21 protein-coding genes and 1 pseudogene are annotated in these 24,907 nt (G+C 40.5%); 11 read left to right on the forward strand and 11 right to left on the reverse strand.

Translation table 11 applies throughout. The annotated features are described in order from the left end of the window. Positions 1-44: 44 nt before the first annotated feature. From ACZ5B7_RS28390 to ACZ5B7_RS28430, 9 genes and pseudogenes are all read right to left on the reverse strand, one after another. The gene (locus ACZ5B7_RS28390) at positions 45-878 is read right to left on the reverse strand and encodes a TIM barrel protein (protein ID WP_464491910.1); all 834 of its coding nucleotides are present in this window, start codon (positions 876-878) and stop codon (positions 45-47) included. A gap of 13 nt (positions 879-891) precedes the next feature. Beyond that, positions 892-1,731, reverse strand: coding sequence for a PfkB family carbohydrate kinase (locus tag ACZ5B7_RS28395; protein WP_464491911.1), 840 nt, complete (start codon positions 1,729-1,731; stop codon positions 892-894). A gap of 12 nt (positions 1,732-1,743) precedes the next feature. Then, positions 1,744-2,628 (reverse strand): carbohydrate ABC transporter permease, encoded by an 885-nt coding sequence (locus tag ACZ5B7_RS28400; protein WP_464491912.1) that lies wholly within the window; start codon positions 2,626-2,628, stop codon positions 1,744-1,746. Between the two features lies 1 nt (position 2,629). Next, on the reverse strand, positions 2,630-3,508 hold the full coding sequence (locus ACZ5B7_RS28405) for a carbohydrate ABC transporter permease (RefSeq protein ID WP_464491913.1): 879 nt from the start codon (positions 3,506-3,508) through the stop codon (positions 2,630-2,632). Between the two features lie 67 nt (positions 3,509-3,575). Next, on the reverse strand, positions 3,576-4,874 hold the full coding sequence (locus ACZ5B7_RS28410; RefSeq protein WP_464491914.1) for an ABC transporter substrate-binding protein: 1,299 nt from the start codon (positions 4,872-4,874) through the stop codon (positions 3,576-3,578). Between the two features lie 90 nt (positions 4,875-4,964). Continuing rightward, positions 4,965-5,972 (reverse strand): SIS domain-containing protein, encoded by a 1,008-nt coding sequence (locus ACZ5B7_RS28415; RefSeq protein ID WP_464491915.1) that lies wholly within the window; start codon positions 5,970-5,972, stop codon positions 4,965-4,967. A 575-nt stretch (positions 5,973-6,547) separates the two neighbouring features. Beyond that, positions 6,548-7,897 (reverse strand): branched-chain amino acid transport system II carrier protein, encoded by a 1,350-nt coding sequence (brnQ, locus tag ACZ5B7_RS28420; protein WP_464491916.1) that lies wholly within the window; start codon positions 7,895-7,897, stop codon positions 6,548-6,550. Between the two features lie 130 nt (positions 7,898-8,027). Next, positions 8,028-8,180, reverse strand: a pseudogene (locus ACZ5B7_RS28425) (proline dehydrogenase family protein); the annotation flags it as partial. Beyond that, positions 8,180-9,163, reverse strand: coding sequence for a proline racemase family protein (locus tag ACZ5B7_RS28430; protein ID WP_464491917.1), 984 nt, complete (start codon positions 9,161-9,163; stop codon positions 8,180-8,182). The gene ACZ5B7_RS28430 and the pseudogene ACZ5B7_RS28425, both read right to left, overlap by 1 nt. Positions 9,164-9,357: 194 nt before the next feature. On the opposite strand from ACZ5B7_RS28430, the gene ACZ5B7_RS28435 reads away from it, so the two are divergent. The 5 genes from ACZ5B7_RS28435 (at position 9,358) to ACZ5B7_RS28455 (ending at position 15,140) form a co-directional block, all read left to right on the forward strand. Beyond that, positions 9,358-10,731, forward strand: coding sequence for a sigma-54 interaction domain-containing protein (locus ACZ5B7_RS28435; protein WP_464491918.1), 1,374 nt, complete (start codon positions 9,358-9,360; stop codon positions 10,729-10,731). A 1,000-nt stretch (positions 10,732-11,731) separates the two neighbouring features. Beyond that, the gene (locus ACZ5B7_RS28440) at positions 11,732-12,451 is read left to right on the forward strand and encodes a metallophosphoesterase family protein (RefSeq protein WP_464491919.1); all 720 of its coding nucleotides are present in this window, start codon (positions 11,732-11,734) and stop codon (positions 12,449-12,451) included. 756 nt (positions 12,452-13,207) lie between these two features. Beyond that, a complete protein-coding gene (locus ACZ5B7_RS28445) occupies positions 13,208-14,089 on the forward strand; it encodes a selenium metabolism-associated LysR family transcriptional regulator (RefSeq protein WP_464491920.1) in 882 nt (293 codons plus the stop codon). A gap of 21 nt (positions 14,090-14,110) precedes the next feature. Then, complete coding sequence (locus ACZ5B7_RS28450; RefSeq protein WP_423799973.1) at positions 14,111-14,686, forward strand: CD3073 family putative ECF transporter S component; 576 nt, start codon at positions 14,111-14,113, stop codon at positions 14,684-14,686. Beyond that, entirely contained in the window at positions 14,676-15,140 is a 465-nt protein-coding gene (locus tag ACZ5B7_RS28455) for a CD3072 family TudS-related putative desulfidase (protein ID WP_464491921.1), read from the forward strand. Before ACZ5B7_RS28450 ends, ACZ5B7_RS28455 begins: the two co-directional genes overlap by 11 nt. Positions 15,141-15,287: 147 nt before the next feature. Here the strand turns inward: ACZ5B7_RS28455 and ACZ5B7_RS28460 are convergent, their stop codons facing one another. Beyond that, a complete protein-coding gene (locus ACZ5B7_RS28460; protein ID WP_464491922.1) occupies positions 15,288-15,797 on the reverse strand; it encodes a hypothetical protein in 510 nt (169 codons plus the stop codon). A gap of 433 nt (positions 15,798-16,230) precedes the next feature. Here ACZ5B7_RS28460 and ACZ5B7_RS28465 point away from each other — a divergent pair, with 433 nt between their 5' ends. The 3 genes from ACZ5B7_RS28465 to ACZ5B7_RS28475 all read left to right on the forward strand — a co-directional run bounded on the left by ACZ5B7_RS28465 (position 16,231) and on the right by ACZ5B7_RS28475 (position 19,913). Next, positions 16,231-16,824 (forward strand): DUF5317 domain-containing protein, encoded by a 594-nt coding sequence (locus tag ACZ5B7_RS28465; protein ID WP_464491923.1) that lies wholly within the window; start codon positions 16,231-16,233, stop codon positions 16,822-16,824. Between the two features lie 169 nt (positions 16,825-16,993). Then, complete coding sequence (locus tag ACZ5B7_RS28470) at positions 16,994-18,835, forward strand: diguanylate cyclase (RefSeq protein WP_464491924.1); 1,842 nt, start codon at positions 16,994-16,996, stop codon at positions 18,833-18,835. A 259-nt stretch (positions 18,836-19,094) separates the two neighbouring features. After that, the gene (locus ACZ5B7_RS28475; RefSeq protein WP_464491925.1) at positions 19,095-19,913 is read left to right on the forward strand and encodes a mechanosensitive ion channel family protein; all 819 of its coding nucleotides are present in this window, start codon (positions 19,095-19,097) and stop codon (positions 19,911-19,913) included. Positions 19,914-19,987: 74 nt separating this feature from the next. Here the strand turns inward: ACZ5B7_RS28475 and ACZ5B7_RS28480 are convergent, their stop codons facing one another. Further along, positions 19,988-20,668, reverse strand: a complete 681-nt coding sequence (locus ACZ5B7_RS28480; RefSeq protein WP_464491926.1) for a serine/threonine protein kinase — start codon at positions 20,666-20,668, stop codon at positions 19,988-19,990. A gap of 784 nt (positions 20,669-21,452) precedes the next feature. On the opposite strand from ACZ5B7_RS28480, the gene deoD reads away from it, so the two are divergent. The 3 genes from deoD to deoB all read left to right on the forward strand — a co-directional run bounded on the left by deoD (position 21,453) and on the right by deoB (position 24,904). Beyond that, positions 21,453-22,166: a purine-nucleoside phosphorylase gene (deoD, locus tag ACZ5B7_RS28485; RefSeq protein ID WP_464491927.1), complete on the forward strand. Its 714-nt coding sequence runs from the start codon at positions 21,453-21,455 to the stop codon at positions 22,164-22,166. A gap of 156 nt (positions 22,167-22,322) precedes the next feature. Next, on the forward strand, positions 22,323-23,729 hold the full coding sequence (locus ACZ5B7_RS28490; RefSeq protein ID WP_464491928.1) for an MFS transporter: 1,407 nt from the start codon (positions 22,323-22,325) through the stop codon (positions 23,727-23,729). Beyond that, positions 23,726-24,904, forward strand: coding sequence for a phosphopentomutase (deoB, locus tag ACZ5B7_RS28495; protein WP_464491929.1), 1,179 nt, complete (start codon positions 23,726-23,728; stop codon positions 24,902-24,904). The genes ACZ5B7_RS28490 and deoB overlap by 4 nt, the downstream gene beginning before the upstream one ends. The last annotated feature ends 3 nt before the right edge of the window (positions 24,905-24,907 follow it).

Here is a 24,907-nt window from a genome sequence, read left to right on the forward strand (position 1 = left end):
TTACACTATATCACAGATAAGCTATTCTTGGCATTTTCCCTATCTCAGACACCGCTAGCAGAGTTATTTTTAAAGAACTCTAAGCTTTCTCTTACCTTTGATTCAGGATCAGCAAGATAGCTATTCCCGATTAACTCAAGCGTCAAATACCCGTTATACTCCATCTTTTCCAAGGTTTGAAGATAAGAAAAAAGCGGAAAATTCCCTTCCCCCCACGAAAGATGAGAAGAAGACTGACCGTCGCCGTCCACTAAATGGATATGCACCAAATCGTTCCCAAACTGTGTCGCATAATCCTCCAGCGAGTCTCCTGAGAGGACCATGCATGGAGTATCTACCATCGCTTTAAGAGCGGGAGAGTTGATCTCCAAAATCATTCGCTTCGTTTCTTCAAGATTGACGATTACATTGGTATATGGGTAAAAGAAAGGCTCCAGTGTCAAAACAATCCCTTCTTTTTCGGCCGTCGAGGAAAGCTCAAGAAGGGACTCCTTTGCCCTTTTCCACACTTCTTCCTTCTCCTCCGTAAATAACCCGTAACCGCCGCTCACCAAAACCATTCGGCACTCAAGCGAATTAGCAATCGCAATGCTTTTCTTAAAATATTCCACGCTTCTTTTTCGAAAGGTAGTATCGCCTGCAGCCAGATTAATTGGATAGGCACATTGTTCAGGTGTGAAACACACCAGCTTCAAATTTCTTTCCTTTATTTTTTTAAAAATAGAACTTACCGAATGAACACTGGCTTCCTCGACATATAAATGCGGTTCACCGGCCCAGAGCTCAATCGCATCCAATCCCACCCGGTCTGTAGAATCCAAAAAATAGTCAAGCGGATAGCGCTGATAAATCAAATTCATATTAGCCAGATTATGCATCAGCAGCGCTCCTTTACCACTGTACTTCGAGACCGTATCCAAATGCGCCATAATAACCGCATACTTTAGAAGCAAACTCAGCGGCTTTTTGAAGAGAATCTTCCATATCGCGAGTTACGTGATAATGAGCTAAGAACGAGGCAATAAACGAATCCCCTGCACCCATTGTATCGACAATCTGGCTGGACACCGGCTTCTGCTCATATCTCTTGCCCTTATGAAAAATAACGGCAGGCCGTTCACCGCGGGTCACCCCGACGACACCTACACCTTTTTTAGAGACAAATTCAATTAAATCAGTCACTTCCAAATCTGATAGATTACTGCCTGAAAAAAAGGCATAGGTTAAGTAAGGGGATACCTGTTCAACATACTCTTTCGTCCAATACTCGTTGGAAGAAAAGTCAAAGGCAATTGGCATATCCGCCAGTTTTGGCAGCTCCCTATCAATCCCAGTATTAATACTGATGGCCGCATGGATTAGCTCGTGCCGGTAGATGTATTCCAAGTCCTCTTGATTAAGGGTGAGAGATACAAGTGATGATACCCGGATATCCTTATTCGTCCCGACAAAGATCCGATCACCCTCCTCATTTAATGTCACAACGGCCTCTCCGGTCGGCCCCTGCACTCTCCGGACCCGGTTGATATCAACTCCTTCATCGCGAAGGCTCTGAAGCAAATGATCTCCCGCAGGATCGGTCCCAACAATGCCAAGATAAGAAGCCTGCTCCGCCCCATTCCTTTTTGCAAAAACGGCTGCGTTCACCACATTGCCGCCTGGGTAAATCTTATTTTGATCTTTGTAAAAATCAACCACACTGTCACCAATTCCGATGATTTTCATAACCATGTTTTCCTCCTTCTATCCTTTCACTCCGCCATCTGCAAGCCCGCGGACAAAATGCTTTTGCAGGAAAATAAACAGGACAATCAGCGGCAGGGCGGAAATAACCAGACCAGCCATTAAAACAGCCCAGTTTGTATAAAGTGCATCCCGGAAAGTCAGCAATCCTGACGTAATCGTTTTAACGGAGTCGTCATCAATAAAAATATTCGCAAATAAAAATTCATTCCAAGCCCAGTAAGCCGTTAGCAGCATCGCCGTTACGATAATCGGTTTGCTCAATGGCAGGAAAATTTTAAAAAAGATGCCTAAGCTGCTGCAGCCGTCTAGATAAGCGGACTCCTCCAGCTCCTTTGGAATCGTAAGAAAGAAGGAACGAATCAGCATCATGATCAATGAAATCCGAAAAGCGACATAAGGGATGACTAATGCCCAATAAGTATTGTAAATACCTAGGTTTTGAATCAGCTTATATAAAGGGATTAAACTCACCTGCGGCGGAAACATTAAGCCGACCGAGATCAGCCCTAGTAGAAAACCCTTCCCTTTAAACTCAAACCGGGTCAGCCCGAATGCACAAAAGGCACTGAACAGCACGGTGAAAAAGACCGTTAAGATGGTAACAACCGCACTGTTGATAAAATACTTGGACACACCCATCGTCCATGCCTGCGCATAGTTCCCGAACATCCATTTATCCGGCAAAGACCAGCTATTCGCAAAGACTTCATTCGTATTTTTAAATGAATTGATGACAATCCAAAATAATGGATAAATAACCGCTGCAAAAAGGAGTACAAGAATGATAGCAGTTACCGTTAGGCCAACCTTAGAAAAAAGCGATGGCTTCTTGCGAACCGCCGATTTGGATTTGGTTTTGTCGATACTGTATTCGATATTCACCTTATACTCCCTCCCCTGTCTTAAACAATTTGGATTGAACGAGATAGAATACAACAGAAATAATAAAGATCACATTGGCGATCGCCGAGGCATATCCCATTTCATTATCGACGAATGCTTTCTCATAGAGATACGTGCTCAGCACTTGGGTGGAATTACCCGGGCCGCCTTTTGTCAGTACATATACATCGGCAAAAACTAACATCGACTGGCTTAAGGTGAAAATAACAGCGACAAAGGTCATTTCCTTTACTTGCGGCACGGTAATATGGAAAAAACTCTGGATCTTGCTGCAGCCGTCGATTTTCGCAGCCTCATATAATTCATCGGGAATTTTTTGAATCGCCACGATAAACAGCATCGTTGTATATCCGAGTCCAATCCACTGTCCCATGGCAATGACGGCATAAAAAGCTGTTTCACTTTCCCCCAGCCAGCCAGTGGCCAGTTGTCCTAATCCAATGACCTCGAGCGCCTTATTCAACAGACCGATTTGAGGGTTATAAATAAAGCTAAACAACAGCCCGGTAACCGTAATTGGGATTAAGACCGGAAGAAAATAGACCGTTCTTAGCAATGGAGAAATCTTCCGTAATACTTTATCCTCCAAAATGGCCGCGAGAACCAGCGCGCCAAACACCTGAATGATGAGGGAAATAACGGCATGGGTAAGATTATTTTTTAACGCCGTCAGAAAAATGGAATCTTCAAACAGACGAGTGTAATTAGATAGCTGCACAAAATCCTTAGTGTCTGAAAAAGGGGTCCAGCTATAAAGGCTGGAATATAGATTTTCGATGACTGGATAGTAGATAAAGATCAAAATGATAAGCAGGCTTGGCGCAATGAAAAGAAAAGGAGTTATTTTCTTGTATGCCATAGGATCACACCCTTTCAAGTAAAGATTGGGAACAGTGATCATGGACGACCCTGTTCCCATTGAGAAATTATTTCGCTGATTCTCTTGTTTCTTTAGCTGCTTTTTGAATTTCCTTCATCAGTTCCTCAGGGGTTTTCTTATCATTTAGGATTTCCTGAATCCCTGACAGGTAAGGATTAAAGATTTTTCCGTCAAGAGCTGTATCAATCCAGATGGCCATGTCATTAGCACCTTCCACTTGCTTGATGACTTCATTCATTAACGGAGTGGAATTATCCGCATTGACAGCGCCCTTTGTCGTACTGATAACGCTAGTTTTTTCTACCCATTTGGCGGCCATTTCCTTGGAAGTAATGAATTTAAGGAATTCAACCGCCTCTTCAGGATGCTTGGATTGTTTAGAAACCATAAAGCCCTCCGGCGCACCAGTTATAACAGATGGGTCACCCTTTCCACCGTCAATTTCTGGGAAGTTAAAGGTACCCCAGTCAAATTTCGCATCTTTCACATACGGGAACTCGATCGTATGTAAAGGCATAATCGCAATTTGCCCATTAACGAACATGTTTCTTTCTTCTTCACGGCTAAGGGCATTGGGATGTTCGTTCATATAAGGGGTCAACTGTTTTAACTTATTCAAGGCCTCGACATACCCAGGATCGGTAAATTCACCTGTGGCACGGTTGTTATCTTTTGTCAACACAGCAGGGTCAACAATTCGTTGGTTCAATGTCGTAATATACAATCCGCCATTCCAAGGCTCTTTATTGCCGAGTCCAAGAGGAGTCACTCCGCTTTTCTTGATTTCTTTCAGAACCGTGATAAATTCATCCCATGTATTTGGCACTTCAAGGCCCAATTTCTTAAAAATCTCCTTGTTGTACGCCATCATCCGTACGTCCATTAAAACCGGTACGCCATACACTTTATTATCGACAGTAAACGGCTTTAATGTGGAAGGAATAATCTGATCAGACCACGCTTTGTCCTCTTCAAGGTATTTCGTAATATCCAGTGCTTTGCCTTCACGCACAAACTTATCGCCATATTCACCGACCCATGTAAAGAAGATATCTGGTGGATTGTTTCCAGCCAACTGAACATTGATCTTTTGCTTATAATCTTCGTTAATTACAGAAATAACATTAAATTTAACATTTGGATGCTCTTTCTGGAATTCTTTAATCGCCTCATCAAAGTACCCTTTAAATGGTTCATTCGGCCAGCGATGCAGAAGGGTAATCGTGACAGCATCCTTGCCGTTCCCACCGTTTCCTCCTGAATTAGCAGAATTACTAGAACTACATCCTGAAATAAGACCGAGAACCATGGACAAGATCATGACCAAACCAATAATCTTTTTCATTTTTAAAAAAACCCCCTATCATATAGTAAAAATACAATCCGGAATGAATTTTGGGAACAGCTCAGAATTATTTTCCAATTCTATTAAAGATTAATAATCTACCTTTTTCATGTACCTTCTGGCCGTCAGCATCGGATGCTGCCTTAAATCCGCTAGTTTATAAGCAAATTTCCACAGTACTTCGAAAAAGACAAGCGGTGTGAGGTAGGCTTGGAATTCCTGTTCTACACCCGTAAAGTCGATGTCTTTCGCATCCAATATCATGATTTTTTGTTCATCGCCGAATCTCTTCAAAAAGGCTTCTGCTCTTTCATCCATCGAACGCGTTTCATCTATTCCCTTTAACAAAACGAACGGCATGTCTTGATCCAGCACCTCAAAAGGACCATGGAAGAATTCCCCTGCATGAATGGCCTGTGAGTTAATCCATTGCATTTCCATCAACACGCAAATAGTGAAAGAGTAGGCTGCTCCATAGTTGGCGCCGCTCGATAATGTATAAATAACATCTTCCTTTTGATACTTTTGAGCAAATTCTGTGCTCATGTCGTTATATTGAATGAGAGTCTTGTCGATTACTTGCTGCAAATTGGATAAGCTCCTTGACAAGTTATAGCTTTTATCAATCCCGTCAAAGATATTTACAAGGCCTGCGTTTAATTGATATAACACGGAATAATTGCTGTTGACAGCATTGATAGGAATTCCGGTAGTATACGAGGATTCATACTGTACAATAAAGTCTGCCGCTTTTGCCAATGGCGAATTTCTGTCAGCCGTTAATCCAACGGTTAATGCTCCCTTGCTTTTCGCAAATTCAGCTGCCCTTACTGTTTCCTTCGTTGTCCCTGTCTGGGAGCAAAGGACAACAAGTGATTTTTCAGATAGAGTAAGAGGATTGCGGAGAATAAATTCGTCTGCATTATACACATCTGATCTTAGTGTCTTAGAATTTTGATCCAGGTAATACTTTACTGGGTACATAATGGCCAGTGACCCGCCACAAGCAACATAAAATACATGCTCTACCGTCCGATTTGAAACTGCTTTCAAAAATTCCTGAACATCTCTGCTTAAAGTCGTTTCCACATTAACCAATCCGATCAACCACCTTTTTTAGTATTCAACTTTTTGGGAGGGGTGTTCCGTTGCAACGTATTCACATTTTAAATCACCTAAAAGTTATTAAGTTGTCATATGACGTCATATTTGATTTTAGATTAAAGCTTCTCTAGGCAAGTGTCAATACTTTTCTGAAAATTAAAGCAAGAAGGGTTTGTATCGTTATTCTAAAATAGTTTTTCGATTGCAACAGAGGAATGTCGAATCTTATAAACGAACTTTAAATCCAAATGGCTGCATTCGGGTGTTGACCTTGGCACCTGTTCTAAAAATAAAAAGAGCCAACCATTCCTTAAATGATCAACTCTCTTCATTCACAATAATCATAAAACATTCTATAAAACAAGATTTTTCCGGGTGGTCACTAGGCACCGTTCCTAGAGATTTTTAACTATTTCAGGCCAACTGTTTCTCCATGGATTGGCTTGTTCATAAGCAGCTGTGGCTCGTAAAACCAAGGCATCTTTTACGTTTCTTCCTTTTAAAAATACTGTCAGCTTCAATATAGAAATGAAACTTCCTTCAACAAATCATGACAGTCTACTTCTTTTTTAATCCTTCTGACTTGCAATATTCACTAATACCGCAGGTTCTTTCCTAACCTTTGCTACAACGATGCCGATCAAGAACCCAATCAAGCCTGTGACAATCCACCCTGCTCCGTTTGTAAACAACGGAATAAAACCAAAGATTTGATTAATCGCTTCCGGTGTAATGTTGGCTTCCTTTAGGGCATCAAGGATTGCAACAACTCCTACCCCGATAATGGTGGAGACATAAACCGCTCTATGACCATTGAACAAACTATTTGCAAATACTAAGGCGATCAAGGCAATAGCTAAAGGATAGAGCAGCAGCAGAATAGGTGATGCTAAGGTTAAAATCGTAGTTAAACCGAAGTTGGTAATGATTAAACTCAAAACAGAAAACAGGATCAACCACTTCTTATAAGAAATGGAAGGAACAATCCTTTCAAAATACTCAGAAACGGCTGCTAAACATGCCACATTTGTGGTAATTCCTGTTAAGAAGATAACGGTTCCAATAATATAAATTCCCGCCTGCCCAAACAAGGCCATTGCGCTTAGCGCTATTACTTCTCCCCCGTTCTCTTTAAAACCAATGGCCTCTACACTGGAAGCCCCTATCCATGCCATCGAAATTTGCAAGGCAATTAATCCAATAATTGTAATCGCCCCTGCCTTAATAAATAGCTTGGACACTTCTTTTTCCGATTTAATCCCTAAAGAGCTGATTGATTTAATAAATATCCCCCCGAAAACAAACGCGGCAAGAACATCCATTGTGTAATACCCCTGAGTGAATCCTTTTATAAATACCCCGCTCAGATAATCCTTTTGAGGCTCACCAATACTTCCCAACGGGGTAATAATTGACTTTGCAATTAATACTATTAATAATATTGAAAAAATTGGAGTGATTAACTTCCCCAGCCGATCAACAAACTTAGTGGTATTCCATGATAGAAAAATCGTTAAGGCAATAAATAAGAAAGAGAAAACAAATAAATAAACACCAGTATTTTCTTTATTTTGAACTAATGGATTGACAGCAATTTCATATACGACTGAGGTTGTCCGCGGGATCACGTAAATGGGACCAAGGGATAGAAAAAGCAAAACAGAAAAAATGGTGGCAAAAAGCGGACTTACTCTTCCCGCAAGCTTTTCTACTGTACCCCCTCCGCGTGTCAATGCAACAATGGCTAATAAAACTAATCCAACACCCGTTACCAAAAATCCCCCCATCGCTAACCAGACATTTGTTCCTGCCTGCTGGCCTACCATTGGGGCGAATATCACGTTACCTGCACCTAAAAACATCGAAAATAGCATCAAACCGATTGCGAACACTTGTGAAAAAGGCAGTTTTTTATCCATTAAGGTTCCTCCTTTTTTGTTGAAAAGGGGAATGTAACGAGAGCTTCCCCTTTCTAGTTTTAAAGCTTTATTCTATTTTTATCTGAAATAAATAATTATACAAGTATATTAATATTCCAAAAGCAAATACTTATTTTTTTCTGGCTCTTCCTGCTATAAACGCACCTGCTCCAATTCCCAATAGGGTGTTGGTTTTCTTATTAAACACTTGTTTAAACACCAGATTTAAATTCTGTGGACAATCAGCCAGACAGCGCATGAAATAACCGTACCAATCCTTCGCTATTTCAACAAAAAGCCTTCCTTATATGGATCCGTTGCATCCAGTGAAAATTTATGAATGCCGGTTACCCAGGCAGAGCCGGTGATTTTCGGAATAATCGCACGGAAGTCTTCCACTTCGGTGTGATCCACCACCGCCCCTTTAAATTGGGATCCGATAATACTTTCCTGAATGATGTGCTCGCCAGGCGTAAGGTCCAGCGTCGAAAGCTTTGCACAGGTGCCAGTTCCGCAAGGTGATCGATCGATTTGTCCGCCTCCAAAAACAACTGTATTCCGGTAATAATTCTCGCCTAACTTTAAACTAAACTCGACGAGGTCGATGGTGTTGATTTCAGGTATTCTTGGATGGAAGACAGTTAATTGTTCGTTTGCTGCCTTTCTGATGGCCATACCAAGCTCGGTGATTTTGTCCTGCTCTTCAATCGTAAGCTCGAGACCAAATGGCTCAGCATCCACGATCGCAAAAAAGCTGCCGCCAAAGGCTATATCCATTTTTACATAGCCGGCATTTTCCACAAGAACGCTTACATCCTTTTTAAATAAAAAGGCCGGAACATTGATAAACGATACTTCTGTCACCCGATTATCCTCGTATCGGACATGGCATTCGACGATTCCAGATGGTGTATCCAGCAGTACCCTATCTTTTTTTTCAATCAGGCCATTATTTACAGCCACTGTAACAGAGGCAATCGTTCCATGACCGCACATGTTTAAATAGCCGCCGCTGTCCATAAATAAGACACCTAGGTCGCACAGTGAGTTGCATGGCTTGGTTAGGATGGCGCCAAACATATTTAGGTGTCCCCTTGGTTCATGCATTAGCAGCTTACGTATAGGATCCATATTCGATATCATATAGTTCTTTTTATCCATCATGGACTGTCCATGGATCTCCGGTATCCCGCCTACTACTATTCTAGCTGCCTCTCCCATGGCATGGGCATCAATCGTTTCAATATAACTTTCCAATTCGACCATTATCGATAACCCCCATTGTACAAATTTGCAAGTATATACCTTTATATGCAACTATCGTGCCAACTTGAATAAGAGGATTATCCCTAATCTATTGCTGTTATTTTTACAATACAGTAAAATGGTAATGTTCAATAACTTTACAATATTGTAAATATTATAATTACACTTTACACTTAACTCCGAGGTTGATAGCTATGAACAATCGTTCCTTTGAACACTCCCTTTACTATTTAAGAACTTTAATAGAAACTAGTTCCGATGCCATTGTGATCATCAATTCAGTTGAGGAAGTGGAACATTGGAATCCGCAGGCTGAAGAGATATACGGAATCCCGCTTTATGAAATTAAACAGAAGAAGATTAGTAAGTTTTTTAAAAAAAAGGATTTGAAATTGCTAGAGATCCTCGAAACCAAGGAACCGGTTTATAACGTCTATCACCAGCCAAGGCCTGATAAGCACGTATTAATCAGTGCTGCTCCTATCTTTGATGAAAAAGGAGAGCTAATCGGAGCCATCTCCATCGACCAAGATATTACAAACATTGTAAAGTTAAATGAGAAGCTCACTTTACAGACGACAGAATTACAAAAAATAAAGCAGCAATATAAATTACAGGAACAAATTGGCCCTCTATCTGAAATCAAAGGGCATAGTGAGGCCATCCAACAGGCAAAAGGATTGGCGCTGAAAGTAGCAAAGACGGATGCAACCGTTCTCGTTCATGGAGAAAGCGGAGTAGGCAAGGAACTGTTTGCCCAAGGGATTCATGAAGCAAGCTTAAGAAATAAACAGCCGTTTATTCCCATTAATTGCGGGGCCATTCCCGAAGCCCTTTTCGAAAGCGAGTTTTTTGGCTACGAAAAAGGAGCTTTCACAGGTGCACACAGGGACGGTCGGCCCGGTAAAGTGGAAATGGCCCATGGTGGTACTTTATTCCTTGATGAAATTGGCATGCTGCCGCTCGATATGCAGGTAAAATTATTAAGAGTTCTTCAAGAAAGGGAAGTTTATCGCATCGGCGGAAATAAGCCTATCAAAGTGAATATCCGCATTGTCGCCGCCACAAATAGCGATCTAGAGGACATGGTGAAACAAGGTACCTTCCGCGAGGACCTTTACTATCGTTTAAATGTCGTTACCCTAACCATTCCTCCGCTCCGAGAAAGAAAAGACGATCTCCCACTATTAGTGAAAAACTTTGTTCAAGAATATGCGACAAAATACCAAAAGGAAATGCCTGCTCTTGCTGAAAGTGCGATGGAAATGTTTATGAACCACCCGTGGCCCGGAAATGTAAGAGAACTGAGAAACGTTGTCGAACGAATCGTCATTTTTACAGATAAGACGACTATATATGCAGAAGATATCATCCCGATCTTCCCTGCCTCAGTAAATAAAAATGAAGGCAAGGAAGGATTGGCAAAGGAAAAGGCACTGTTAGAGAAGGAACGGATTGAGGAAGTGCTGAAAGAAACCTATGGCAACAAAAGTGCAACGGCCAAAATATTGGGGATTTCGAGGGTAAGCCTATATAGTAAAATCAAACAGTACAAGATTGAAACTTAAAACTTGCCACGAAACCATGATGTGGCGGTATGTATTCGGCGGACAAAGTTATATGTGGCCTGCGGAAGATCTGTACTTACACAAGAGGCAGGAGTCATTGACCGGAATGTAGTTGGAATACGGAGAGAAAAGCCGAGTTCATTGCGAAATCGGTCTCTTCCATCCACTACAATTCATAATAAACTTCATCCTCGGACTCATATTTTTAAACCACGGAGAAAACACAAACAGGTTCACTTTAGAGGTGCAAACAATCAATTAAGAGGAGCATTGTATTGTGGTACTTTTTTAAATGTTTTTATTCATATTAGAGTAGCCAATATTAATCATTGGCTACCCAAATTGCTCCTGTTCCTCGATTTCGGTCACCAAGAGCCTCGATTGGTTACCCAGATTGCTCTTGTTCCCCGATTTCGGTCGCCAAGAGCCTCCATTGGCTACCCAAATTGCTCTTGTTCCCTGATTTCGGTCACCAAGGGCCTCCATTGGCTACCCAAAATATTCCTGTTCCTCGATTTCGGTCACCAATACCCTCGATTGGCTACCCAAAATACTCCTGTTCCTCGAATTCAGTCGCCAAGAGCCTCGATTGGCTACCCAAAATACTCCTGTTCCTCGATTTCGGTCACCAAGAGCCTCGATTGACTACCCAAAATACTCCTGTTCCTCGATTTCGGTCACCTACACTCTCGATTGGCTACCCAAATTGCTCTATTAAACACATTCCAGTCGTCAAACCATATGTAATTTGTCTTGAGAATTTAGTAGTGAAAAACCTTGCAAATGAGCCAGTAAATTGACATGTTTTTTCCCTTTTTTCACCTTAAAAGTAAACCCGCTAGTAAAACAAGGAAACGGTTCTCATGTATCATCAGCGAGGAGTGAGTGAGGCAAAAGAACCGTCCCCATGCCCCATCTCCCCGTGGTTTACGCCTTGTTTAGCTGATACAATTAAACTAAGACGTCAGTTTAATAGATAAAAATAAACGAGGTTATGAGTATGCCAAGGAAATTCGCAATAAGCGACATACATGGTCAGCTTGATTCACTGATTGCTCTGCTTAAAGCAGCAGACTTCAATCCTTCTATCGACCAATTAGTTTTCGTGGGTGATTTAATTGACCGCGGTCCTGACTCAGTGGATGTGTTAAAGTTTGTGAAGAACTTGCAAGAGCAAAATCCCAAGAATATTTTTGTGATATTCGGAAACCACGAAATCATGATGCGGCAGTATGTATTCGGCGGAACAAGTCATCTGTGGCTGCAATATGGGGGGCAGAAAGTGATTGAAGAAATGAAGACCTGTTTCGAAGGAATAACGGAACGAAATGATCACCTCGTTTGGCTGGCGAACCTCCCTCTTACCCATCTAGATGAGGAGTATCTGTATGTTCATGCTGGGATTGATCTGTCTCGTGATATGAATAAACAGGATGAAGATTGTACCTTTATGTCACTGAATGAATTGTATTCTATCGATCCAGATGATGTAAAGAAAACATTGGGAAATCGAACCATCGTCCACGGGCATACACCGTACTCTTCGGTATACCGTGCAGGCAACTTCATCTCCTGCGATACCGGAGCTTCTATTTTGCCAGACGGAAAACTATCTTTGGTCGACCTTACCAATCAAATCTACTATTGTAACGATACTCATTCTACTAGAGTTCTTCAGTTATCCATCCAAGCGCTTGATATCAAAGAAAGAATCAAATAATTCAGGTTGGATGTGACACGGGGACGGTTCTTATGCTTCAATTGGTGGTGAAATTGCATTGGTATGCCCCACTTTGCCTTAGGTTATGATGCACGAGAACCGTCCCCATGCATCACTCCCTTTTAATTTGGAATAATTCTGTATATAATGGAAATATAATAAAAAAAGAGAAGTGCTGGAACACTTCTCTTTGCAACTGCTACCGTCAGGGTGGTGGTTGTTAATGTGGATTTATTTTCGCGAACCACCCTTATGCTTGCTACGGCGCGGGGTGGTTTTCTCGTCTTCTAGGACGTTTTTTCGAAAAAAATAAGCGCTGGTTTCACGCAAAATTCCTTTCAAAACTTCTCGTAGAATTTCAAGAAAAGTTTCCAGGGACATCACCTCCTTTCCATAATAGAGGAAAAGGAAGATCAACAACCTGGCCACCCTCACAATATTCAGTTGCAACTCTATTCTAGCATTTTCTAAACATAAAAAACTCTATCAATCTTCGACAAAATTCTAGTCGTGACCACAGCAACCATTCATTATGTTAGTGAATATGAAGGCAGAATAAAAGCCTTGCACACTGTCAATTAAGGGTAATTTAACAGCCTTCCCCTCGTAGGCAAAATCAAATCCCCCCCCAAATCGCAAGATTGTATTCAATCCCAGCATTCCAATAAATGATGCACGAGAACCGTCCCCATGCATCACCCTATAAAATATTTAAATAACAAATATAAAAAATGCTAATACGGATGGAGAGAGCATATGAATTTAAATAAACTTGATGCTTTTGTTTTGGTTGTAGAGAAAGGGAGCTTTTCCGAGGCGGCAGCGGCTCTTAATAGTTCACAGCCCGCCATCAGCCTTAAGATTAAAAGTTTGGAAGAGGAACTCGGACTCCCCCTGCTTGACAGGGGGATAGCGGGGATTCAGCCAACGACTGCAGGCACGCTGGTTTACCAGGCAGCGAAAGAATTACGACGAAGATGGCAGAAACTTGAGGATGATCTGCATGGACTTCAAGACAACCTAACCGGAAACCTGACCATCAGCGCCATCACGATTCCCGGTACATACCTAGTTCCCGGTTTAGTAAAAGCTTTTCGTGATCATTTTTCAAACGTCGAGGTATCAATCGATATCAATGATTCTGAGGACTCCCTTAAAAAGCTACTCGACCAGCAAGTGGATATCGCGATTGTAGGGATGAAGCCTGCTTCTCCCAAACTAAACTCCCGCCAGCTTACAAATGATTCGCTCGTGTTAATCACGCCGAACGATCACCCGCTCGTCCATAGGGCGGAGGCGGATTTCAGCCAGCTGCCCCACTATGAATTTGTCGTCAGAGAAAGCGGTTCGGGCACCAGAAAGAGAATGGAAGAATTTCTCGCAGGACATGGTTTGGAGTTATCTGATTTAAAAATTGGCTTATCGATTGGAAGCACTGAGGGGGTGATTGCCGCTGTCGAAGCCGGGCTTGGCATCAGCTTTATTTCAAAACTGGCTGCACTTCCTGCCGTAAAGGCTGGCCGTGTCCAAATGGTGGAAAATATCGATCCAATTCAGCGCAGCTTTTATTTTACCACCCTCAAAGAAGCTGATAGTCGGCCGTTAATCAAAGAGTTTGCCAATTTATTATTTAAATAGTTTTTAGAGGGAGTGGAAACCATGAAAACCAGCAAAACGATGATTTTAACCTATTCGGCAATGGGGATTGCCTTAAATGTGATTTTAGGTACCGTCGTTTCATCTTTAAAAATTCCACTTTTGTTCTTAGATACGATTGGCACCGTGTTAATTGCTGTTTTATTCGGGCCATGGTGGGGAGCGTTGGCGGGCGCCTTAACAAATGTGGTGCTCGGCGTGACTACCGGAGGTTCCGCCATTTTCTTTGGGCTTGTGAACGTAGCGATTGCCTTAGTGGTTGGTTATATCGCGAAAAAGTTTGATTTTACCAAATGGTATGTTGCACTGATAACAGGACTGATTTTATCAGTTGTGGCCCCATTAATCGGCACGCCCATTGCCGTTGCCGTTTTCGGCGGTTTGAATGGCAGCGGAATGGATGTTGTGGTGCTCTGGCTCCGGGCTGCCGGTGATAGTGTGTTTGCTTCCACGTTTATTTCCAGAATTACCGGGAACTTTGTCGATAAAATTATTACCTGCCTGCTCGTAATGTTCATGATCACCAGGCTGCCGTATTTTGCAAAAATGGTAAAGAAGGAGAACCGAAATGCAGCGTAGCAAACAGATCCTCATTGTTTCCCATTGTATTTTAAACCAAAATACCGTCATTCCGGATGAGGCCAGAGCAGCGGGAGCAATTTTTTCAGCTGTAGAATGGGCAATGAAACAAGGCTATGGATTGCTGCAGCTTCCCTGTCCGGAATTTACTTTTCTAGGACTGGACCGGCCGCCAATGACGTACGAGCAATATAATACGCCGGAATACCGAAAACACTGCCGTGAAATTTTGAAGCCTGTTTTGTTTCAAGCCGAGGATTACTTAAAAAACGGCTATGAGATTGCAGGAATTCTTGGCATCCAAAGCAGCCCCTCCTGCGACCCCACACGCGGCATTTTTATGGAAGAATTGACCGCCATGTTTGCGGAAAAGGCCATTAAACTAAAGACCCTTTGGTATTTGCCCAATACCAGCGAACCGGTTTTTGACAGCGATAAACATTTTGTAAAGTGAGGCATGGGGACGGTTCTCATGCCTCAAAATTACTTTTTTCATGGATTCACTCACAAGCAATTCCATCGACAAAATGGTATTTTTATAGTGAAGGAAGAATGTCTAGCTCTCCCTATTTGAAGATTTTGTTCCTTTTTTTTTCTTAGGTTATAAACTATACGACCTTCTTGGTCTAAAATCTATAAATTCAGGCCTTCTTCCATGTTCCTTTCCATGTTCAAACATTCTTTCCCTTACAGCTGAAAAACACTGTTTCATAAATTCATTATCCAAACCTTTTGTTCTCAATAACCTTTCATTTTCTTGTCTAGATTCATTTTTTCCATCAATAAGTTCTTGATATTCATTTGGAAATTGTTCATCGGTAATACCACTACCTACAGTAAACCCAAGCCAGAACATTTTATAAAACACATTCTCAAGAGCCAATCCAAAATTGTTATCTGAGAAGGTTCCTCTCAATTTATTTAGTTGTGCCGTATCTTTCATTTGAACCAAAGTAATCAACGCATAAATCTCTCTTTCTAAATGAAATTGATTCACTTCAACTAAATGTTTCTTTAACCCATCCCAGTCTAAATTAGACATTCTTCTTTCTTCGTCTCTCATTTGCGCAGAAATCTTAACGTTCCTCTTTAAACCATCAAAAAAACCCATAACCATTCTCCTTCATTTTATTTGCCGCATACTTTTGGCAATTTGATAAAAAACTAACTTCTAGGAATAAAGACCTGATAAATCTATTAAAACATCTATTTAATACCATTATAGGTCTTTTAAAGTAATAGCGTATTAGGTATTTTTTAGAGTATTGTAAAATTTAAACACTTTACATGATGGTACATAAGTTATAAAAGATTTCACTTTGCCAACAGTTGTAAAACTTTAGAAAATACAAAAATTCCAAGTAAACATGATGCACGAGAACCGTCCCCATGCATCACTTGTCACATTTATTGTTGAAATTTATAAAAAATTGTTGTAATTTGCCGGGTGAATATTTTACTATAATAATTGAAAATATTACCTCAATTTCATTGATTGCGTAATTAATTGATATAAAAAATTGAATATAGGTGGGCAAGTAGAGATGGTGTATGATGGGATTTTGTTGGCTTTGGTTGTTGGGTTTATCCGGAAAGGGAATCTGAGGGGGCTGGCCCAATTAAAGCTGAAGTGGGGCTGGGTTTTTCCTTTATTGTTGATTGTTCAAATTTTCACCTTTGTCTATCAGAATGATATCAAGATGCTCGGAAAAGCCAGTGAATCTATTTATATGGTAGTATATATCATTGGTTTGCTATTTTTATACTTAAACCGAAACCACAAAGGGTTTATGATTATTTTTATCGGTGTGTTTTTAAACTTTTTGGTGATGGTGGTAAACGGGGGAAGAATGCCGGTATCGGAAGAAGCAGCAACTGTGCTGGATCCCATGTATATCCAGGCCCTTAAGGATGGGTTATACGGTAAACATGTTCTATTAACCGACTCTACGATATTTGGGTTTTTAGGCGATATCATCCCATTAGCTCCCCCTTATCCCCGGACACAAGTCATTAGCATCGGCGATGTGGTGATGAATATTGGTGCATTTCTGTTTATCCAATATTTAATGCTCCAGCCAAATAAAAAAAATAATGAAGATATCTCCCTTTCATTGAAAGGGGGTGAAACACGATGAAGAAAGCTCAAGGCCTTAAGATCACTGGTTTACTTTATAATGCAATCATTATTGCTTCTGCTATTATTGCTTTAACTTCAGGATTCAAATTAGGGGAATAATTAGAGTTATAAGGAGAAGTTATTTTTATAACTTCTCTTTAAAAATTTATATATGAGAAGTGAAAAATATGCAATTCTTTAAAATTCCAGCTAATAAATATCTTTTCTTTATTTCACTAGTAGGTATTATCGTATTTTTCTCAATTGGTAACTATGGACACTACAGTAGTAAGGAATGGACGACCATTTATGCATTGATTGGTTCCATTCTGTTGCTTAATCATTATAGTATTCTCCTTCCGCCAAAGGGCAATGCCCTTTCAATGGATTCTTCCATTTTTTTAGCATCCCTTTTTCTCTTTGGGCTAAATTTAACACTAACTGTTTTAATGATCTATTCAATTATTTTTACATTCTCCCACCGAAAAATGATTTGGTGGAAGCATGCCTATAATTTTTCTATTTACACCTTAATGATTACAGCAGCTTATTATGTATTTATTTTTCTGGGTGGAACAATTGGTACGATTCAAACAAATAATTTAACTCCTTATATTGCATCTTTAGGTGTCTATTTTGCAGTAAATGTCGTTTTACTTGGCATTTACTTTATATTGGGTGCAACTGAAAGTTTAAGTAATGTGTTAACAGAAATGATCAAAGAGGCAATTGCCCCCTATTTTAGTACGTTGATGTTTTCAATCGTGTTAGCTATCTTAATGAATTCTCACACCATTTTTGGTCTTTTCCTTTTTACTTGTATTTCCTTTTTACTATCGTTGGCATTCCAACAGCATTTTGAATTATTTAAAAAGATCTCTGAAAAAGCGAACAGAGATTACTTAACCGGTCTAAATAATCACGGATATTTCAAAGAACTACTGGAAAAAGAAGTCAAGATTGCCAAGGACTCGGAGCAGCCTTTAAGTGTGGCGCTGCTTGACCTTGATGATTTTAAAAAATATAACGATATTCACGGGCATATCCAAGGAGACCAGCTGCTAAAGGAGTTCGGTGCTCTTTTAGAAAAAGAAGCAAAGTTGAACAGCTATACGGTTGCCCGCTATGGTGGAGAAGAATTCTCCCTTCTTATGCCGAAGACTAGCCTTCGTCAGGCCCATTCTTTTATCAATGAACTTAGAAAGAAAACTAATGATACCCACTTTAAAGGGGTTGAAAAATTGGCCTATGGCTGCTTATCCTTCTCAGCTGGAATTGCTGCCTGTTCGAAGGAAACATATAGCATTTCTGAGCTGTTAAATCACGCAGACCAGGCCATGTATTCCGCGAAGGACCAAGGGAAAAATCTCGTCCAGCTCTTTAATGAGCATTCCGAATATACGGTGCAGCACTCCCTTTCGATGGACAAGGAGCTCGAAGAAGCGGAGCAACAGCTCAAAATCTTCCTTTCGAAAGATGTTTACACCTATCGTCACAGCAAACGGGTGTACCAGTATGCGGTTGATTTTTCCCGCAAGTTAAACTTATCGGATAGTGAGCGTAAGAATCTGATCCTTGGCGCTCTCATTCATGATATTGGCAAGCTCGAAATTCCACGGGATATTTTAAATAAAAAAGGAAAACTTGAGCCCCATGAATGGGAAATGATGAAAAAGCATGTGACCTGGGGCAAGGAAATTATCTCGACCAATAAGAAACTGGAAGATTTAATTCCGTTAGTCGAACTCCATCACGAACGGTATGACGGGAACGGCTATCCTTATGGCCTAAAAGGAGTATCGATCCCTAAACTAGCACGGATTTTATGCATCATTGACTCCTTCGACGCCATGACAACCGAACGGCCATACCAAAAAACAAAAACATTTAAAGAAGGCATCGTGGAACTAAGAGCCTGCTCCGGAAAGCAATTCGACCCCCAATTCGTCGAACCATTCATTGAAATAATCGAACAGCTCGAACTCGTGGAAGAAGCCAATGCAGCTGAAAAAGTGGCGGTGAATTCCTAAAATGATGCATGGGAATGATGCATGGGGACGGTTCTCATGCATCAAATATTGTTAGATGATGCTCGGGTGAAGCACGGGGACCGTTCTTTTGCATCAAAGATGATGCACGGGGACGGTTCTTTTGCCTCAAATATGGGAATGCTGACATAAAAATTTCTATCAATCTTAGACAAAATTCGGGCGGAAACAGTGGCACCCGAATTTTTTCTCTTTAACCGCATTCCTATGGTATAGTGTAAAAAAAGCAGGGGTTGATAGGATGTCTTTCTTGGGACTATTCCAGCAGTTGCCCATAAAAATTTTAACGGTGGCACTGCTTATTATATTTACGGTCTATTTGATCCGCAAATCCATCAGACTTTTCTTTGACAAAACGAGCTTGTTGGATGAAAAGCGGGAAGAAACATTGATGCATTTCGCCAACCAGGTGACAAAGGTATTGGGACTGGTGTTTTTCTTTATTTATGTCCTTAGCCATTTCTTTAAACTGGAAAAGCTTGTCACTGGTTCGGTCGTGGTGGCAGGTGCCTTGGCATTGATCTTTCAGCATATCATCCGCGATTACATTATGGGGCTGACTTATTTGTTTGAGCGCCAAATCCAGCTCGGGGATTATGTCATCATCAACGGAAACCATCAGGGGGAAATCGAGGGAATCAGCATGCGCCACTTGAATATCCGCCAGTATGACGGTTACCTCTATACAGTCTCCTATAGCAACATCACGGAACTTCAGAACGGGAGCCGGGGAAGGCGCCGGGTGAACGAAAGTCTTGTCCTCGATTATAAGCAAAATCCGGACGATGCCTTTACGGTGATGGAGGAAGTGGCACAAACATGCAACGAGAAGTACGGTGAATACCTTTTGAAGGATGAGAGCGGCGTTCCTGTGGAGAGGTTCCAATTCAACCAAATCACTGAGCTGAACGTGGAGTTCAGTGGACACCGGTATTCATTATCAGGTCTTGTGAAGGAAGCGGATTACGTGGAAGCGGGCAAAAAGGTAAGGTATGAACTGGCGATGGCGGCATACAAGAATGACTTGATGATGGCAGAGAGCCCTAACACTAGCCATTAAAAATCATAATCTCTAGCTTTTATTCTGTTTTTTTATAGCAACCGTGAAAAGCCTGTGATAGAACCAATCACGGGTTACTTACGCTGTTTGCATAAAAGCTGGCTTACTCGATGGGTAAATTTTTCCAACACAAAACTTGCTAAGTTAATCCGGAGATACCAATGTTTTATTGTTTTCAGAACCCATAAAGGCACTTGGATGCCAGAAATGAAGGAATAAAAGTTTTTATATGTCCATACAAGATGTTCCCAGCGGCGGTCGTTTCCCTCTTTAACATATTCCGAAACGTCTAAAACTTTTCCTCTTCCATTTTGCAAAAGGATGTTTTTTAGGTGAATATCTCTCGGATTCAATCCTTGACTACGGACATACTCCCGAGCTTCCTCTACGTCCTGAATCGCTTGCTCAGTGATTGGAATGCCTTGCAATAGACAATCATAAAAAGTTATTCCCTCTTCGAAACTTAAAACGATGTAGTTGATTCCGCTCCCATAAAATTGTGGGAAATGACGAGACCCCTTTAAATGTTCGTAGACATATTTCTCCACTTCTTTTTTGTTTAATGCTTGATGGGAATATACTTTAAATACACAGTTCGGTGTCAGATGATAATGAAAAACGGCAGCATCCGTTCCGATTCCGATACATTTCAGCCCTTCAGCACACCCAATAATGGTAACAGGTTGATTATTTTCATTACCTTGCACTTCAATGTTCCTGAGCGCTTCATCCGCCAGTTTCCAATCTGGAATCATGAAAACCTCCTTCTTGTTTCGCTTTTTACTTTGACAACAATTCCCCTTCCCAATTTCAAGCATTTATATTTGTTGAGTTTTTCTAGGTTCAAACAACCCGTGGAAGATTGAGCATTTAGCCCTCACATAAAGTTATACGATTATTGAAAAGGGAAGTTTCAGAATTATTCCAAACACCGAAGATAGAAGGAAAAAGCCATAGGCGGGGGTCTGACCCCTATTTTCTGGTACTAAGGGATGATGCACGGGGACGGTTCTCATGCATCAGCGAAGTGTGAGTGAGGCACAATAACCGACCTATTCCCCAGTTGGAAAGTAAAAGTGGAATTTTGGGAAGTAAAAGTAGAAAATCAGTAAGTATATGCTCGAAAAGTGAAAGTAAAATCATCGAATTGGAAAGTATCTACACCAATTCGGAAAGTATATCCAAATTACTGGAAAACTCTCTCAAAAAGGTCATAAAAAATTACCCAGACCAGATTGCCGCCTGGTTTTTTTGCTGTTTAGAAGCACGAAGGGAAATATTCAGTAAAAAAAATTCCCCCTCCCCTCCTTTTAGCCTTTAAAACACTAAATAAAAGGTTAATCCCCACTTTTCACCCCCTCGTAAAGTACCACTTTCTCAGCCCAATAGATAAAATGATGCACGAGAACCGTCCCCATGCATCTTTGTGACAATCCAATGAAAGTGCTTGCACAAAATAGTAAACTATGATATTTTTGACTTGTTTAAAAAATAGACATGTCTAAAAAAAATACAACTAAACCAAGGAGCAAACAAACGATGGTTACGACTAAAGAAACACCTCATATTAAACCAAACGGAGTGGAAATAGCGGAAACGGTTCTGTTACCTGGGGATCCGTTAAGAGCGAAATTTATTGCGGAAACCTTTTTAGAAAATGCCCAGTGCTTTAACGAAGTCAGAGGAATGTTAGGGTATACAGGCACATACAAAGGGAAGAAAATTTCTGTTATGGGCACTGGGATGGGTGCACCAAGCATGGGGATCTATTCTTGGGAATTAATCAATGTCTTTGGCGTTAAAAATTTAATTCGAATTGGTACTTGTGGTGCCATGCAAGAAAACATTGATTTATATGACGTTATTTTTGGGATGGGAACCGCAACGGATTCAAATTTTGGACAGCAATTTAATTTACCTGGACAATTTCCATTAACGGCTTCTTTCGAACTTTTGGAAAAAGCAAAAAAAGTAGCTGACGAAAAAGGCCAGAAAGTTCACATTGGAAACATTTTATCAAGCGATGTATTTTATAGTGCTGATCCAACAGCTATCAAAAAATGGCAGGATATGGGCATTTTAAGTGTTGAAATGGAGTCTGTAGCACTATATTGGAATGCCATCCAAGCACGTGTAAATGCATTATGTATTTTAACAGTAAGTGATCATTTAATTACGGGTGAACAGACTACCCCTGAAGAACGTCAAACGGCATTTACGAAAATGATGGAAATCGCCTTGGAATTAGCATAACAATCAAAAGCAGCCAAGCACCCTTCACCTCACCAAATATGATGGGTGCTTGGAATAACCGACAAGCAAACAGTAAAATACTAATTTTTTTAAAACAATTAGAAAGCGTTATCCCAGCCCCAAACAAACATAATTTACGTCGGAGGTATATTCATAATGAATAGCTCAATTGATCAAAAACCAATTGTAAACGTAAGCAAAATAGTTCCGGTTATCTTAACGTTAATGATCTTTTCACTCGTGATCGATAACTCTTTTAAAATTATTTCCCCAGATTTAGTCAAGTATTTTGGGGTATCAGCAAGTACGGTTAGCTGGCAAGTAACGCTTGCGGGATTAGTCATCGGGATCGGCGCCGTAGTTTATTCTTCCCTATCTGACTCAATTAGTGTTCGAAATCTATTAGCAGCAGGTATTCTATTAATTTGTGCAGGTTCCTTACTTGGTTATATTGTACACACGAATTACTGGTTAATCGTGGTTTCGAGAATCATCCAAGCTGCTGGTTTAGGGGCGACTGAAACACTTTACCTAATTTTTGTCGCTAAATACGCAAGTCTAGAAGAACAAAAAAAATATATGGGATATAGTACGAGCAGCTTCCAGCTTGCCACCGTTATTGGGATCGTAACAGGCGGATTTGTTTCTACTTATCTGCAATGGCAAAACCTGTTTTTAATTCCTTTACTAAGCTTATTATTATTGCCATTCATTCTTAAGTATCTACCAAAAGAAGAACGAAAGAAAAACAATGTAGACTTTATCGGTCTTATTTTAATTGCAGCAGTTGCTACCTCCATCATGTTGTATATGTCCTATTTTAACTGGAGTATTTTTATTCTCTTCATCGCAGCTGTCGTTGCTTTCTTAATCTATATTAGTAAAAAGAAAAATGCTTTTATAACTATTGAATTCTTTAAAAACAAACAATTTTTATTTGTATTAATCGTAGCCTTTATCATTTATTCTACCTATGCTGCTTATGCGCTAAATACACTCTCGTTCCTGTTAACAACTGTTTATGATATCAAATTGGATACTGTTTCCTTGATGTTCATACCGGCATGTTTGTTAGCAGCACTCGTAGGGGCGTTATCCGGGAAAATAGGGAAATATTTAAGCAGTAAGCAATGTGTTTATTTTGCCATGAGTTTAATTACGATCAGTATCTTAATGGGCACCATCTTTGTAGATACATCTATTGCCATATTTGTCATTTCTCTTATTCTATTTTCTTGCAGCTTTGCCTTGTTGTATGCGCCGTTAATCGATACAAGCCTTAAAAATGTACCGGTTGAAAAGTCAGGGACTGCATTAGGATTCTATAATTTATGCATCAATATCGCGATGTCAGCGGGTTTCACCTATTCAGCCTTTTTAATTGATAAGAAAAATTTACAATTTGGATTTTTAAAATTTACGTCAGATAATGCAGTAGCAGTGAATTATGGCTCAATCATCCTCATTATTGCAGCCATTGCCTTATTTTCTATCATTTTATTTTGGCTTTTAGTTGATCGGAGAGTAGAAAAGAATACGATTCATAGGAAGAATGCAGCATGAAGAAATTTAAACGAATACACTTGATCGTTATGGATTCAGTAGGCATCGGTGAAGGAAAAGATGCAGCTCAATTTAATGATGTCGGTTCTCATACGCTGTTGCACATTGCCGAGTATATGAATGGACTGAATGTACCTAACCTGGCCAAATTAGGTCTTTCTAATATTGAAGAAATCCCAGGTGTAACAAAAACGGACAAACCTCTTGCCTATTATACGAAATTACAAGAAAAATCCGTTGGGAAAGATACGATGACAGGTCATTGGGAAATCATGGGCTTAAATATTGATCAACCATTTAATGTGTATCCTAATGGTTTCCCTGACAAATTAATCAAACAAATCGAAGAAATAACAGGCCGTAAAATAGTAGCGAATAAACCTGCAAGCGGTACAGCAATCATTGATGAATATGGGGAGCATCAAATGAAGACGGGCGATTTGATTGTCTATACATCAGCCGACCCGGTCCTGCAAATTGCAGCTCATGAAGACATCATCCCTCTAGAAGAATTATATGATATTTGTGATAAGGTTCGCGAAATCACCAAAGACCCTGCCTATTTGATCGGCCGAATTATAGCGAGACCCTATGTAGGCAAACCTGGAAACTTTACCAGAACATCCAACCGTCATGACTATGCGTTAAAGCCATTCAGCAAAACCGTCATGAACAGCCTGCAGGACGAGGGCTATGATGTCATTGCCATTGGAAAAATTAATGATATTTTTGATGGTGAAGGCGTTACTGAAGCTATTCGTACGAAGGACAATATGGATGGAATGGACAAATTGCTTGAGGTCATCGAGAAGGATTTTTCAGGTATGAGCTTCTTGAATTTAGTCGACTTTGATGCCTTATATGGCCACCGCCGTGACCCGGAAGGCTATGGGAAAGCGTTAGAAGCGTTTGACAAACGTTTAGATGAAGTATTAGAATCAATCCGGGAAGATGATCTGTTAATCATTACGGCTGACCATGGCAATGATCCAACATTTCCAGGTACCGACCATACACGTGAATATATCCCCGTGTTGGCTTATTCGAAGCAATTAAAGGGCTCTGGCAAACTTCCTGAAAACGATACGTTTGCGGATATTGGTGCGACGATAGCAGACAATTTCGATGTAGAAATGCCTAATCACGGTCAATCTTTCTTACCATTTTTAAAATAAAGG

The organism is Neobacillus sp. S1115 (assembly GCF_055385565.1).

Coding starts and splice junctions, on each gene's coding strand:
- ACZ5B7_RS28455 (WP_464491921.1), top strand. CDS start 14,676: ATGCAGCGTAGCAAACAGATCCTCATTGTTTCCCATTGTATTTTAAAC.
- ACZ5B7_RS28395 (WP_464491911.1), bottom strand. CDS start 1,731: ATGGTTATGAAAATCATCGGAATTGGTGACAGTGTGGTTGATTTTTAC.
- ACZ5B7_RS28470 (WP_464491924.1), top strand. CDS start 16,994: ATGCAATTCTTTAAAATTCCAGCTAATAAATATCTTTTCTTTATTTCA.
- ACZ5B7_RS28430 (WP_464491917.1), bottom strand. CDS start 9,163: ATGGTCGAATTGGAAAGTTATATTGAAACGATTGATGCCCATGCCATG.
- deoD (WP_464491927.1), top strand. CDS start 21,453: ATGGTTACGACTAAAGAAACACCTCATATTAAACCAAACGGAGTGGAA.
- ACZ5B7_RS28410 (WP_464491914.1), bottom strand. CDS start 4,874: ATGAAAAAGATTATTGGTTTGGTCATGATCTTGTCCATGGTTCTCGGT.
- ACZ5B7_RS28445 (WP_464491920.1), top strand. CDS start 13,208: ATGAATTTAAATAAACTTGATGCTTTTGTTTTGGTTGTAGAGAAAGGG.
- ACZ5B7_RS28435 (WP_464491918.1), top strand. CDS start 9,358: ATGAACAATCGTTCCTTTGAACACTCCCTTTACTATTTAAGAACTTTA.
- ACZ5B7_RS28440 (WP_464491919.1), top strand. CDS start 11,732: ATGCCAAGGAAATTCGCAATAAGCGACATACATGGTCAGCTTGATTCA.
- ACZ5B7_RS28460 (WP_464491922.1), bottom strand. CDS start 15,797: ATGGGTTTTTTTGATGGTTTAAAGAGGAACGTTAAGATTTCTGCGCAA.
- ACZ5B7_RS28490 (WP_464491928.1), top strand. CDS start 22,323: ATGAATAGCTCAATTGATCAAAAACCAATTGTAAACGTAAGCAAAATA.
- deoB (WP_464491929.1), top strand. CDS start 23,726: ATGAAGAAATTTAAACGAATACACTTGATCGTTATGGATTCAGTAGGC.
- ACZ5B7_RS28465 (WP_464491923.1), top strand. CDS start 16,231: ATGGTGTATGATGGGATTTTGTTGGCTTTGGTTGTTGGGTTTATCCGG.
- ACZ5B7_RS28405 (WP_464491913.1), bottom strand. CDS start 3,508: ATGGCATACAAGAAAATAACTCCTTTTCTTTTCATTGCGCCAAGCCTG.
- ACZ5B7_RS28390 (WP_464491910.1), bottom strand. CDS start 878: ATGCATAATCTGGCTAATATGAATTTGATTTATCAGCGCTATCCGCTT.
- brnQ (WP_464491916.1), bottom strand. CDS start 7,897: ATGGATAAAAAACTGCCTTTTTCACAAGTGTTCGCAATCGGTTTGATG.
- ACZ5B7_RS28475 (WP_464491925.1), top strand. CDS start 19,095: ATGTCTTTCTTGGGACTATTCCAGCAGTTGCCCATAAAAATTTTAACG.
- ACZ5B7_RS28480 (WP_464491926.1), bottom strand. CDS start 20,668: ATGATTCCAGATTGGAAACTGGCGGATGAAGCGCTCAGGAACATTGAA.
- ACZ5B7_RS28450 (WP_423799973.1), top strand. CDS start 14,111: ATGAAAACCAGCAAAACGATGATTTTAACCTATTCGGCAATGGGGATT.